The 13,974-nt window shown below is 41.5% G+C and carries 9 protein-coding genes; 4 read left to right on the top strand and 5 right to left on the bottom strand.

Features of this window, described 5'->3' with window-relative positions; translation table 11 throughout:
* The first annotated feature begins 254 nt into the window (after window positions 1–254).
* The 4 genes from WG989_RS20135 (at window position 255) to WG989_RS20120 (ending at window position 3,405) form a co-directional block, all read left to right on the top strand.
* Window positions 255–851, top strand: coding sequence for a hypothetical protein (locus WG989_RS20135; RefSeq protein WP_340431906.1), 597 nt, complete (start codon window positions 255–257; stop codon window positions 849–851).
* Window positions 852–876: 25 nt separating this feature from the next.
* Window positions 877–1,242, top strand: coding sequence for an anthrone oxygenase family protein (locus WG989_RS20130; protein WP_340431905.1), 366 nt, complete (start codon window positions 877–879; stop codon window positions 1,240–1,242).
* Between the two features lie 102 nt (window positions 1,243–1,344).
* Entirely contained in the window at window positions 1,345–2,220 is an 876-nt protein-coding gene (locus tag WG989_RS20125; RefSeq protein WP_340431904.1) for a carbon-nitrogen hydrolase, read from the top strand.
* A gap of 129 nt (window positions 2,221–2,349) precedes the next feature.
* Window positions 2,350–3,405, top strand: coding sequence for an agmatine deiminase family protein (locus WG989_RS20120; protein ID WP_340431903.1), 1,056 nt, complete (start codon window positions 2,350–2,352; stop codon window positions 3,403–3,405).
* Window positions 3,406–3,655: 250 nt separating this feature from the next.
* Here the strand turns inward: WG989_RS20120 and WG989_RS20115 are convergent, their stop codons facing one another.
* From WG989_RS20115 to ilvA, 5 genes are all read right to left on the bottom strand, one after another.
* Window positions 3,656–4,768 carry an outer membrane beta-barrel protein gene (locus WG989_RS20115; protein WP_340431902.1) on the bottom strand — a complete coding sequence of 371 codons (1,113 nt, stop codon included), beginning with the start codon at window positions 4,766–4,768 and terminating at the stop codon, window positions 3,656–3,658.
* A gap of 109 nt (window positions 4,769–4,877) precedes the next feature.
* On the bottom strand, window positions 4,878–6,287 hold the full coding sequence (locus WG989_RS20110) for an ammonium transporter (RefSeq protein ID WP_340431901.1): 1,410 nt from the start codon (window positions 6,285–6,287) through the stop codon (window positions 4,878–4,880).
* Between the two features lie 223 nt (window positions 6,288–6,510).
* Complete coding sequence (locus WG989_RS20105; RefSeq protein WP_340431900.1) at window positions 6,511–8,019, bottom strand: glutamate synthase subunit beta; 1,509 nt, start codon at window positions 8,017–8,019, stop codon at window positions 6,511–6,513.
* 39 nt (window positions 8,020–8,058) lie between these two features.
* Window positions 8,059–12,576 (bottom strand): glutamate synthase large subunit, encoded by a 4,518-nt coding sequence (gene gltB / locus WG989_RS20100; RefSeq protein ID WP_340431898.1) that lies wholly within the window; start codon window positions 12,574–12,576, stop codon window positions 8,059–8,061.
* Window positions 12,577–12,712: 136 nt separating this feature from the next.
* Window positions 12,713–13,966 (bottom strand): threonine ammonia-lyase, encoded by a 1,254-nt coding sequence (gene ilvA / locus WG989_RS20095; RefSeq protein WP_340431897.1) that lies wholly within the window; start codon window positions 13,964–13,966, stop codon window positions 12,713–12,715.
* Window positions 13,967–13,974: the final 8 nt, after the last annotated feature.

The raw sequence follows: 13,974 nt of genomic DNA, 5'->3' as shown, positions 1-13,974 counted from the left end.
GAAGAAGAACTTTTAACCGCCATTCACCAGTTTACCCACCAATTCCTTATTCCTAATTAACCTCACCCCCTCCCAACTATTACTGTATTTTTACTCGTCTTAGAAAAGCACTATAAGTAAAGTACAGGTAGGAATGGCGCAATGGAGCTGCGCAACCAATAATGAAGAGAACCTTTCCGGCTCGTTAGCGATAAGGGAACTGTTTGTGGCAAGAATTAACGTAAGTAACATTCACCAATACAAAACAAACCACTATGTTCAAGAAAACGTTCCTGTTCATAACTACGTTCTTTACAGCCGCGTCGGTTTCCACTGGCTATGGTGCAACTGATTCCTTAAAAGGCACCGTTAATGTAACAACATTTTTAGACTGGTTCAACAGTACGGAGAAGTATGTACCTGTAACCGGGCTTATTGTATTAGATCTCATCCCAATACTTTTTCTCATCGTTCAGGCAACACTATTTTTTAAGGACAGAAAAAAGCTGAAAGGCATACTTACTGTTGCTGCATTGCTGGCAAATCTTATCGGAGTATTTCTTATTATACAATATGCAAACCCTATTGCTTCGCAAATGAAAGGTTGGACAGCAGGCAATACTCCTTCAGATTGGATCAGTTTAAAAGATGAATGGTTGAACAATATCGGGCTTTCCGGTTTACTGGGCATAGCAGGTTGGCTTTGTTTTGTGATAACTTATTTTGTGCCCGCAAGAAAACAGGAAGGCGTAAAACAGCTTCCACGCTTTCTTAATTTCTCAAAAAATGCGCTCTTATTTTTTCTGACGTTTGTATTAGGTATGGGTGCTACACGCTTGTACGACGCTTTCTTTTTTTCCCTTTTCGTATGACATTTCAGGGGCAACTTTTATTGAAATGCACCGCCCTTTGGATATAGCTATACGAAAAGCCGGACCGGTGGTATTTGCAATTATATCTTCGTTACACATACTGCTTGCCGCACTATTTTTTATTGAAAAGAGCCGGAAAAAAGCATGGCTTATTATAGCTGCATTAATTTTCCTTTTGTGCGATACGTTTATTGCATTGCAATACAACGGGCCTATAAACGACCTGTTTCTTACCTGGACGCCAACTACTATACCAACTAACTGGGCAGGTATAAGAGATGAATGGTTAAGCTATCATTTGTACAGAAACATTTTTATGACGTTGGGGGTTGCTGCTATTCTGCTTACGTATTTTGTTAAACAGAATAAGAACGTAACAGAAGCAGTGTAATAAGTGGTAAAAAAGGCAGTCAGCAACTCCAACTGCTAATTCCTGATTCACTGCATCTGCACCCAACTAATTCTGTATTTTTGCCCGTCTTAAAAAAGCATTATGAGTAAAGTACAAGTAGGATTGGTGCAAATGAGCTGCACGGCCAATAAAGAAGAGAACCTCCAAAAGGCAATTGCCAAAACGAGAGAAGCGGCAGCCAAAGGCGCACAGATCGTTTGTTTGCAGGAGTTGTTTACATCGCTGTATTTCTGCGATGAAGAGAACTATGATAATTTCCTGCTGGCTGAAGCCATTCCCGGCCCATCGACAGAAGCGTTGAGTGTTGTTGCCAAAGAGCTTGGCGTAGTGATCATTGCTTCGCTCTTCGAAAAACGCACACAGGGTTTGTATCATAACACAACGGCTGTGCTGGATGCTGATGGTACTTATCTTGGAAAGTATCGCAAAATGCATATCCCTGATGATCCGGCATACTACGAGAAATTCTATTTCACTCCCGGTGATCTTGGTTATAAAATATTCAAAACAAAATTCGCCAATATTGGTATCCTCATCTGTTGGGATCAATGGTATCCGGAAGCAGCACGAATCACAGCATTGATGGGTGCTGAAATTTTATTCTATCCAACAGCAATTGGTTGGGCAACATCGCAAGATGAAGCAACGAACACCGAGCAATACAATGCATGGCAAACGATGCAACGCAGTCATGCTGTTGCAAACGGCATTCATGTGGTGAGTGTAAACCGTGTTGGGCTGGAGCAAAATGGTGCGATGCAATTCTGGGGTGGTTCATTTGTGAGTAATCCCTTTGGTACGTTGTTGTACAAAGCAACACATACCGAAGAAGAAGTACATGTGCAAGAGTTGGATCTCAAAAAAACAGATCAGTACCGGACGCACTGGCCGTTTTTGCGTGATAGAAGAATTGATTCTTATCAGCCGATTACCAAGCGCTACATTGACGAGGATTAATAGCTACTTGTGATCTCTGTGTATTACTTCGTGTTCTTTGTGCTAAAAGTTTCACAAAGAGCGCAAAGATGAAAACACAAAGAACACAATTACATCAACAACATTTTTCAATTCCATCGAGCATCACCAATGATTTCAGAAAATAAAACCCCAAAAGAACTCGGCTATTTTTTCCCTGCTGAATTTGCGCCGCATGTAGCAACATGGCTTTCATGGCCGCATAAAGAGGCAAGCTGGCCTGGAAAAATCCAAACCATCTTTCCTTATTACGTACAGTTCATTAAAACACTTGCATTAAGTGAGCAGGTGCGTATTAATGTTGCGGATGAAGCCATGAAGAATTTTGCACTCGGTCATTTGCAAACAGCAGCAGTTGATCTGAGCAAAGTTGAATTCTTGTTTCATCCAACCAATGATGCATGGTGCAGAGATCATGGACCTGCATTTCTCATCAATCCAAATGCAGAACAAAAGAAAGTAATTGTTGATTGGGGTTACAATGCATGGGGCGGAAAGTACCCTCCGTTTGATCTGGATGATGTGGTGCCTACATTGATTGGTAAGCATTATAATATCCCTGTATTCAACCCGGGTATTGTGATGGAAGGTGGTTCTGTTGAATTTAACGGCAACGGAACATTAATGACCTCAACCGCATGTTTGTTGAATGAAAATCGGAATCCGCATTTGAATCAACAACAGATCGAAGAATATCTCATCAACTATTATGGTGTTGAACAAATTCTTTGGATCGATGAAGGAATTGTAGGTGATGATACGGATGGGCACATTGATGATACGGTTCGTTTTGTAAACGAAGACACGGTGATTACGGTGATTGAAGAAAACAAAGCCGATGAGAATTACGACCTCCTTCAGCATAACTTAAAGCAACTGCAGCAAATGCGTTTGCTCAATGGCAAACAGTTGAATATTGTGGAGCTGCCCATGCCCGATGAATTAATTTATGATGAGCAACGCCTCCCTTGTTCGTATGCAAACTTTTATATTTCTAACAAGCACGTGATCGTTCCAACATTCCGTTCTGCAAAAAAAGATGACAAAGCGTTGCAGATCATTCAGCAATGTTTTCCGGAACGTGAAGTGGTGGGTATTGATTCTACAGAAATCATCTGGGGATTGGGAAGTTTCCATTGTTTAAGTCAACAGGAACCAGCAGTATAATGTTTTTTATTCTCCTTGCGTTATCTGTTCACCTGAAAGGTGACTGTACAACATTGTGCGCATGATCAAGTTCATACTTCACAGCTAAGAATCAATTGTACATGTTTTCGTTTGATGAGTAGTCAGCTTTCGGCTGAACAGGCATCAAACGAAAAACCTCCTGTAAATACAGGAGGTTAATCGATTGCCTGCTATAGAAAGAGCGGGCCTGCCATATATAAAAAAGGAAACTGAATGGCCTATGTTCAAGTTAGAATTTATACACGGCAGCCACTAAAAAGCTTGCAGCTGTTTTTTCATTGAATACGCCATTTTTATCAGCGTAAATTGATGCACCTGCACTTTCGATGCGTAACTCAGGAATAAAAGTGAAACCCCCTACTCTGAAATTAGCTGAAAGTGTATTGGCAAAAATGGATGTGCCAAATCCCTTTGCACCATCTTTATCATCAAATAATTCGCTACGGAGTGTTAAACCAAATGCTTCAGTTGGATCAACCGTAAGGTACGTGGCGAAACCCCACCATGTTAACGGATCTACATTCTTAGAACCATCCCATGCTTTAGTATTATTCATTGTTGCATTTACACCAATGTTGAATTTGCTGCTTACTGCAAACGTACCTACAAAGTCAAATTGATTTACAATTGATGTATCCGGATTTTTACCACCTACATAGTTGGCATACAATTTAATTTCATCAGTTGCTGCAAGACTATACTGTGCAATGAAGAATTTCTTTTCAATTTGTCCGGCTGGTAATAAACGCAGATCCGTAGGATTTGAGATACCCACCATGAAACCACTTTTACCTGCAGTGATATCAGCTTTTACACCGGTATGTGTGAAAGGTCCGTTAGTGAACATATAGCTCATGCTGTAGTTACGGTTCAGTTGAGGATCAACCAACTCATAACCAACATGCGTTGCCCATGTACCTGCGGTGAATTTCAATGCTGCTACCGGAGAATAGCTTACATACAATTGCTTTACTGCAGCAAAAATGCCTGCATCGTTGTATGCAAATTCCATTGCACGTGGACCAAAACCTAAATCAGCAACGGCACTAACTTTTTCACCTGCATGTTCAAATTTTACAGAGGCCATACCAATTGCAAACGTATTGTTCGCATTTGTAAAGCTGGTTCTGTTATTGGCACCTTGCTTACGGAAGTCGTATTTGAAATAAGTATCTGCAGAACCGCTGATAGTGAGAGCCGGTTTTTTTTCTGGTTCATCTGCAACAGCTGCAGTAGAATCGGCAGGAGGAGCAACCACTTCCAGTGCAGTGTTTTGCTGCGCAAATGATGACATAAGAGTAACGGTCAGGAGCGAACCTGTTGCGAATAATTTTCGTAACATTGTAATAGATTTTAAGTGTTAATAAGGGTACAGCAGATGCGTTGCGTCAACAACTCATCATTATGCTGTACCTTTTTGTTTTAAGTGTAGTGTATTTGAAGTTTTTGACTTATTCAGTAATTGATTCAGAAACTTCTTCTTCTTTCATTTGTCCGGTTTTAGAAACCAGCAATGTTCCCTGCAAATACTTTTCATCGTGCTGAGAAGCATCCAATCCAAGTTCTTCTTCTGCTTCAGTTACACGCATTGGTAAGATGAAGTTGATGAACTTAAAGATGAGATAAGAAACAGTAAAGCTGTACGCTACTACAATTCCCAACGCTTTTACTTGTGTAAAGAAGAAGGCAGGGTTACCATAAAACCAACCTTGTGGTCCGCCGGTAATACCATGTACAGTAGTATTAGCAAATACACCTGTTAACAACATACCTACTATACCACCTACACCATGACAAGGGAATACATCGAGTGTATCATCCAGTCTTGATTTTTGCTTATAGTAAACTGCAATATTTGAAATGATGGCAGATACAACACCTATGAAAATACTTTGTGGAATACCTACAAAACCGGCTCCTGGTGTAATGGCAACCAAGCCAACAACAGCACCGATACAGAAACCAAGTACAGAAGGTTTTTTACCACGCAATACATCAAAGAACATCCAGCTTAAACCTGCAGCAGCAGCAGCTGTATTTGTTGTTGCAAAAGCAGATACGGCCAATGCATTTGCACCCAATGCAGAACCGGCATTAAAACCGAACCAACCAAACCAAAGCAAACCGGTACCAATTAAAACGTATGGTACGTTTGCCGGTGGAATTTCTTTGTTTTCCATGTGTACTTTACGACGCTTCAATACCAACGCACCTGCTAAAGCAGCACAACCTGCAGAGATATGCACCACGGTACCACCTGCAAAATCCCAAACACCCATCAAGGCGAGGAATCCTTCGGGATGCCAGCTCCAATGTGCAAGGGGAGCATACACCAATAAACAAAAGAGAACCGTGAACAGAACGTACGAAGTAAAACGGATACGCTCTGCAACTGCGCCCACTACCAGACCCGGAGTGATGATCGCAAACATCATTTGAAAGATGGCGAACAATCCCAACGGAATACTTGGAGCTAAACTCCAGGGAGCACCGGAAGAAACATCTTTAAAGAATAAAAACGTTCTTGGATCTCCGATAACACCGCCAATAGAATCACCAAAGGCGAGGCTGAAACCAACAACTACCCATAACACACCTACAATACCTGCGGCAACCACACTCTTGATCATGGTTGAGATCACATTCTTGCGGTGCACCATCCCGCCATAGAAAAAGGCAAGACCGGGCGTCATTAAAAAAACGAGAGCTGTTGCTACAATGATCCATGCAATGTCTGCTGGATTGTACACACCTTCCTTGTCTTCAAAATTTGGAAGGGCCGGGATGAACAGAGAGGCAATGGCAACGCCCGCCAGAATCAGGAAGGGGGCAATTTGCCGTGGGGTTACTTTTTTAATCATGGTCGATCGATTTTTTAAGAGTTAACATTAATTATTTCTATAATTAATCATTATTTAACTAAACTACATATAAAAAATAATAGCAACGGTTAGTTTTTATCACATTTTATAAATTATAATATTTACTGAATGGCAATAAAAAAACAGGTGCAAGTATTTAATTTTTAATTACTTACACCTGTTTAGGCTGTTTGGGCATCATAAAACCCAAATAAAATACTATCTAATTTATTAACGAAAAAGTAGCGGTTTGATCTTTTGTTTCCAAAATTGAGGAGCCGGTTAAAAATTCATCCACTTTACGGGCACATTCCCTGCCCTCACTGATAGCCCACACAACCAACGATTGCCCCCTGCGGATATCACCTGCCGTAAACACTTTATTGATATTTGTCTTGTATTCTTTTTCAGTAGCTTTTACATTCTTACGTTCGTCTAATTCCACTCCTAACTGTTCCAGCAAACCAACATACTGCGGATTTACAAACCCCATCGCCAGTAATGCCAATTCACAAGGAATGGTGCGTTCACTGCCTGGTCGTTCTACAAAAGAGGAAGGACGGCCATCTTCACTACTCTTCCATTCAAGGTCAACGATTTTTAATGCTTTCAGATTTCCGTTTTCATCGCCTATAAATTCTTTGGTAGCCACTGCCCATTTACGATCGGCACCTTCTTCATGGGAAGAGGATGTTTTCAACGTCATGGGATAAGTTGGCCACGGCATGAAATTGGTTCTGTCTTTTGGCGGCATTGGCATTAACTCAAACTGCGTTACCGATTTTGCTTTGTGACGGTTGCTTGTACCCACACAATCGCTGCCTGTATCGCCTCCACCAATCACCACTACATTTTTATCGGTAGCAAAAACATGCTCCGTAAGTATATTGCTTTCAATGGCTGTATTTGCCAATGGATCAAGACCTGCATTGCGTTTGTTTTGTTGCTTCAGGAATTGCATGGCAAAATAAACTCCTTTCAATTCTCTGCCGGGTACGTTCAAGTCTCTTGGAACTGTTGAACCACCTGCTAATACAATGGCGTGGTATTCACGCAGCAAATCATTCACACTTACATTTACGCCAACATTTGCATTGCATTTGAATGTAACACCCTCTTCTTCCATCAGTTTTACACGACGGTCGATCACCCATTTTTCCAATTTGAAATCGGGAATGCCGTAACGTAACAAACCACCGGGTTGATCATCACGTTCAAATACAGTAACTGTATGACCTGCATAGTTTAATTGTGCTGCCGCAGCTAATCCCGCAGGACCGCTTCCTACGACGGCTACTTTTTTACCAGTTCGTTTATTGATTTTTTTTGCTTTTACAAAACCTTTATCAAATGCAATTTCAATGATATGCTTTTCAATTTCTTCAATGGCAATAGCCGGTTGATTGATACCAAGCACACAAGCCGTTTCACAAGGTGCAGGACAGATGCGTCCTGTAAACTCAGGGAAGTTATTGGTAGAAGAAAGAATATCGTATGCCTCTTTCCATTCCTTGCGATATACTGCATCGTTGAATTCTGGAATAACATTACCTAACGGACAACCATTGTGACAGAAGGGAACACCACAGTCCATGCAACGTCCGCTTTGCTGATTGAGTTTTTCATCAGAATAACGATTCACAAATTCTTTGTAATCGCCCACACGTTCTTCCACACTTCGCTTGGTAGGAAGCTCTCTTGTAAATTCTAAAAATCCAGTTGGTTTACCCATGAGAAACTATTTATTTTCTGTTTCTTATTATTACAATGATTATTTACTTATACCGATTGTGTGTGTGCTCTTTTGTAATGCTTTCTTGTAATCAGAAGGAAACACTTTTACAAAATGCTGCAATTGATTATCGAAATCATCCAATACAAATTTCGCAACTGTGCTGCCTGTGTATTCATAATGATTTCGGATCATTTGCTTTAACTCTGCTACATCTTCCTCACCAACAGGATCCAGATCAACCATTTCTTTGTTACAATTGCCTGCAAACTTTCCTTTTACATCATACACATACGCAATACCACCACTCATACCCGCAGCAAAGTTTCGTCCGGTATCGCCTAATATCACTACTCGTCCACCGGTCATGTATTCACATCCATGATCGCCTACACTTTCTACAACCACATTTGCACCGGAGTTACGAACGGCAAAACGTTCACCTGCTTTACCACGAATAAATGCTTCACCATCTGTTGCACCATAAAATGCAACGTTGCCGATGATGATATTTTCTTCCGGTGTGTACGTAGCATATTTCGATGGATAAACTATCAACCGTGCACCACTCAATCCTTTTCCAAAATAATCATTGGCATCACCTTCCAGTTCAAGTGTTACCCCTTTTGTATTGAAGGCGCCAAAACTTTGTCCTGCTGTACCGGTGAATTTGAAATGAATGGTATCAGCCGGTAATCCTTCAGCACGATATTTTTTCGTGATCTCATTCGACAAAATGGTACCTGCTGTACGATCGGTATTCTTAATATCAAATGATGCTTTTACTTTTTCTTTATTCTCCAATGCAGGTTTTGCAGCAGCTAATAATTTCCAGTCGAGCACATCTGCTAAACCATGATCCTGTTCTTCGGTACAATACAAACCTGTGTATTCTCCGGCCGGTTCTTTGTACAAAATGGGCGACAGATCAAGCTTACTGAATTTCCAGTGATTGATATTTTCACGCATCTGCAAACAATCAACCTGGCCTACCATTTCATTCACTGTTTTGAAACCAAGTTCTGCCATGATCTCCCGTAACTCCTGCACCATAAAGCGGAAGAAGTTTACCACATGATCTGCATCACCGGTGAAACGTTTGCGTAATTCAGGATCCTGCGTTGCAACTCCTACAGGACATGTATTCAAATGACACTTGCGCATCATGATACAACCTTCAACCACCAACGCAGCTGTTGCAACACCCCACTCTTCTGCACCTAACAATGCAGCAATGGCAATGTCACGACCGGTTTTCATTTGTCCATCAGCCTGCACCACCACACGGCTGCGCAATTTATTTTTAACGAGTGTTTGATGTGCTTCTGCTAAACCAAGTTCCCACGGCAGACCTGCATGCTTGATCGATGAAACCGGTGATGCACCAGTACCACCATCATGTCCGCTGATCAACACCACATCTGCTTTTGCCTTAGTAACACCTGCAGCAATGGTTCCAACACCTGCTTTACTTACCAACTTTACATTGATACGTGCAGCACGGTTGGCATTCTTTAAATCAAATATTAATTGTGCCAGATCTTCAATCGAATAAATATCATGATGCGGCGGCGGAGAAATTAAACCAACACCGGGCGTTGAGTGACGTGTTTTACCGATCCACTCATCTACTTTATGTCCCGGCAACTGTCCACCTTCGCCTGGCTTGGCACCCTGTGCCATTTTAATTTGTAATTCATCTGCTTCAGTGAGATATAAACTTGTTACACCAAAACGTGCTGATGCTACTTGCTTAATTGCAGAACGCATGCTGTCGCCATTTGGCAAACGATCATAACGACGTTCATCTTCACCACCTTCACCGGTATTGCTTTTACCGCCGAGGCGATTCATGGCAATGGCCAATGTAGTATGCGCTTCCCATGAAATAGAACCGAAGCTCATAGCACCTGTTGCAAAACGTTTGTAGATAGCTTCAGCCGATTCAACTTCATCAATACTAACCGACGGACGATTACGCTTGAATTCAAACAAACTACGCAAGGTAGCAGCACGTTCACTCTGATCGTTTACATGCTTCGAATATTTTTTGAACGTTGCATAGTCATTCATCTTGGTTGCGTATTGCAACAAGTGAATAGTTGTTGGATTGAACAAATGGAATTCACCTTTACGTTTCCATTGATACACACCACCAACCGGCAAACGATCAACCGGAATATCTTTTTTACTAAAAGCGAAATAATGTTTCACCAATGCTTCTTTCGCTATCTCTTCCAAGCCAATTCCCTGAATACGACTTGTTGCACCTGTAAAATATTTATCAACCACATCCTGATTGATACCAAGTATTTCGAGGATCTGTGCGCCTTGATAAGATTGCAATGTCGAAATACCCATTTTTGAAAATACTTTCAACAAGCCATCACAAACTGCCTTGATATAATTCTTGCGCAAACCTTCCCATTCCTGTTCAGTTTCAAGCTGTCCGTTGATTTTCATATTACGGATCGACGCCAATGCCAGGTAAGGATTCACTGCCGTTGCACCAAACGCAATCAAGCAGGCAAAGTGATGCACTTCCCACACATCACCTGCTTCTACTACAATGCCCACCTGTCCACGCAATCCTTTCCTGATCAGATGATGATGTACAGCTGCAGTTGCCAACAAAGACGGAATAGCAGCATGATCACTATCAACAGCACGATCGCAAAGGATCAATACTTCAAATCCATCATGCACTGCATCTTCTGCGTAGCGACACAAACGTTCAAGACCTGCTTTGAGTGAACCCGGTTTCCCATCAGCACGGAAATAAGTTTGTAATGTCTTTGCCTGGAAGATCCCTGTATCAATACTCCGGATCTTTTCAAGATCAGTACTGGTTAATACCGGATGCTTTAATGCTACTGTATGACAATGCATCGGATCTTCTTCCAACAGATTACCATTGTTTCCAACGAATGCCGCAAGACTCATCACCATACGTTCCCGGATAGGATCGATCGGCGGATTGGTTACCTGTGCAAATAATTGTTTGAAGTAAGAAGTTAAATGCTGCGGCTGATCACTAAGCACAGCCAATGGTGTATCAGTTCCCATTGAACCTATCGGTTCTTTTCCATCGATTGCCATTGGCTTAATGATGGAATCAATATCTTCAGTAGAATAGCCAAACGCTTTCTGATATTTATGAATGCTTTCATCACTGAGATGTGTAAACGCAACACGTGGCTCAGGTAATTCTTCTAAACGAATTTTATTTTGGTTCAACCAGTCTGCATATGGTTTTTGTGAGCAGATGGTTTGTTTCAATTCCTCATCACTAATGATGCGTCCTTGCTCCATATCTACCACAAACATTTTTCCGGGATGCAAACGGCCTTGCTTCACAATTGTTTTTGGATCGATCCACAACACACCGCTTTCGCTTGCCATCACCACACGTTCATCGGTAGTAATGCAATAACGTGAAGGACGCAGACCATTCCGATCCAACGTGGCACCAATCATTTTTCCATCAGTGAATGAAATCGATGCGGGGCCATCCCACGGTTCCATGATCGATGCATGGTATTCGTAGAATGCTTTCTTAACCGGATCCATATCATCATTACCATCCCATGCTTCAGGAATCAACATCATCATCACATGTGGTAAACTACGACCGGTCATTGCAAGCAATTCGATCATGTTATCCAAACAGGCAGAATCAGATTGACCACCTGTAACGATCGGCAACAACATCTCCATTTCTTCTTTGCTGAAGTTGGGAGAAGTAAAACCATGCTCACTTGATTTTAACCAGTTGAGATTTCCCTGTAATGTATTGATCTCACCATTGTGTGCAATGAAACGAAATGGTTGCGCCAATTTCCATGAAGGAAATGTATTGGTAGCAAAGCGGCTGTGCACTAAACCAAAAGCACTCACTACACGCTTGTTGTTGAGATCAGGAAAATAACCACGCACCTGTCCGCTGGTTAATTGCCCTTTATACACAACTGTTTTATAAGAGAGTGATGCAATGTAAAATCCAATGGCATCTTTTTTTACTGTACTCTTGATGAGATGTGATGCATGATTCCGCAACACAAATAACTTCCGTTCAAATTCATCCGGATTCGTAATGTGATCAGGCGACGCAACAAACACATGTTCCATTTCCGGTTCAACGCTCAATGCAGTTGGACCAATACCATCCGGGTTGACCGGTACTTTCCGATACGTCAAAATTTCCAATCCCAGCTTCTCAGCTGTGCGATTGAAAATATCTCTGCACTCTTCACGAAGTTTTATTTCTTTCGGAAAAAACAAAACACCCACACCATACTTTCCAAATGAGGGAAGATGTACACCCAGCTTCAAACATTCTTCAAAGAAAAATTCATGTGGAGTCTGGATCATAATACCTGCACCATCGCCTGTATTATTTTCACAGCCACACGCACCACGATGTTCCATGTTTTCCAACACAGTTAATGCATCGCTGATATGCTGATGTGATTTGTAGCCTTTAATACTCGCTACGAAGCCGATACCACAAGCATCGTGTTCAAATGCCGGGTTGTATAAACCGATGTTGCCTGCCATTCTACTATGCAAGTTTTGATTAGGAATATTATTTAAATCAGGGTTTGTACCCAGTTAACAGCAAGCAATCGCTTAAAATTACCAAATTAATCAACTAACACATGTTCAGCGAACTGTCATATTTCTAACAGAAAAATCACACGATATAGCCGAACATATTATCGTTTTTGTTTAACTCAGTAAAGTTGATCTGGTATTTTTTCAGGTTATTCATCAGTGCTTCATAATCATCCTTGCTCCGCAGTTCCACACCAACCAAAGCAGGACCGGTTTCTTTATTATGCTTCTGCATATATTCAAAGCGTACGATATCATCGCTGGGGCCCAGCACATCATTCACAAATTCTTTCAATGCACCCGGCCGTTGTGCAAAACGAATGAGGAAATAATGTTTCAATCCTTCGTATTGGAGGCTTCGTTCTTTGATCTCCTGCATACGATCGATATCATTGTTACTGCCGCTTACAACACATACCACTATTTTTCCTTTGATCGCTTCAGCATAATCATCCAAAGAAGCTATACTTAATGCCCCCGCTGGCTCCACTACAATCGCATCTTCGTTATACAGTTTCAAAATAGTGGAGCACACTTTTCCTTCTGCTACAAGATGCATATCGTCCAACACATCTTTACAAATGTTGAAGGTTACATCGCCCACTCTTTTTACTGCAGCGCCATCCACAAAGCGATCAATATTTTCAACTGTTACGGGATGACCGGCTTTCAGCGCTTCATACATCGATGGAGCACCCTCCGGTTCAAGACCAACAATTTTTGTTTTGGGTGAATAGGTTTTGAAATAAGAACCTACACCTGCACTCAATCCACCTCCGCCAACCGGCACAAAGAGATAATCAATTTCCGGAAGCTCTTCTAAAATTTCAACACCAACCGTTCCCTGTCCTTCAATGATGCGCAGATCATCAAAGGGTGGAATAAACGTCATCCCGTTTTCTTCCGTGTATTTTTTTGCAGCGAATGCACAATCATCAAACGTATCGCCCACCAGTTTCACTTCTATAAAATCTTCTCCAAACATTTTTGTCTGGTTGATCTTTTGATTGGGAGTTATTACCGGCATAAATACTACGCCTTTTACATTGAGCTTTCTGCAACTGTACGCAAATCCTTGTGCATGATTTCCCGCACTTGCACATACAACTCCATTTTGCAATTCCTCCGCAGATAAACTACTCATCATGTTGTACGCACCACGAATTTTGTAGCTGCGTACAACCTGCAAGTCTTCCCGCTTCAGATATACTTTACAGTGATATTTTTTCGAGAGACTGCGGCTTACCTGCAAAGGCGTTTTATGCACTACTTTTTTAATGCGTTGTGCAGCGCCTGCAAAATCGAGCTGTATGTGATTAGATGCGGTTTTCAACTGTTTAT

It is taken from the genome of Lacibacter sp. H407 (assembly GCF_037892605.1).
Lineage (GTDB): Bacteria > Bacteroidota > Bacteroidia > Chitinophagales > Chitinophagaceae > Lacibacter.
The sequence above is the reverse complement of the archived record's forward strand: the minus strand, read 5'-3'. Positions and strand labels throughout refer to the sequence as shown.

Excerpts from the sequence above, each read along its gene's own strand:
- WG989_RS20110 (WP_340431901.1), bottom strand. The coding sequence starts at position 6,287 with ATGATTAAAAAAGTAACCCCACGGCAAATTGCCCCCTTCCTGATTCTG.
- WG989_RS20135 (WP_340431906.1), top strand. The coding sequence starts at position 255 with ATGTTCAAGAAAACGTTCCTGTTCATAACTACGTTCTTTACAGCCGCG.
- WG989_RS20115 (WP_340431902.1), bottom strand. The coding sequence starts at position 4,768 with ATGTTACGAAAATTATTCGCAACAGGTTCGCTCCTGACCGTTACTCTT.
- WG989_RS20125 (WP_340431904.1), top strand. The coding sequence starts at position 1,345 with ATGAGTAAAGTACAAGTAGGATTGGTGCAAATGAGCTGCACGGCCAAT.
- WG989_RS20130 (WP_340431905.1), top strand. The coding sequence starts at position 877 with ATGCACCGCCCTTTGGATATAGCTATACGAAAAGCCGGACCGGTGGTA.
- WG989_RS20105 (WP_340431900.1), bottom strand. The coding sequence starts at position 8,019 with ATGGGTAAACCAACTGGATTTTTAGAATTTACAAGAGAGCTTCCTACC.
- gltB (WP_340431898.1), bottom strand. The coding sequence starts at position 12,576 with ATGGCAGGCAACATCGGTTTATACAACCCGGCATTTGAACACGATGCT.
- WG989_RS20120 (WP_340431903.1), top strand. The coding sequence starts at position 2,350 with ATGATTTCAGAAAATAAAACCCCAAAAGAACTCGGCTATTTTTTCCCT.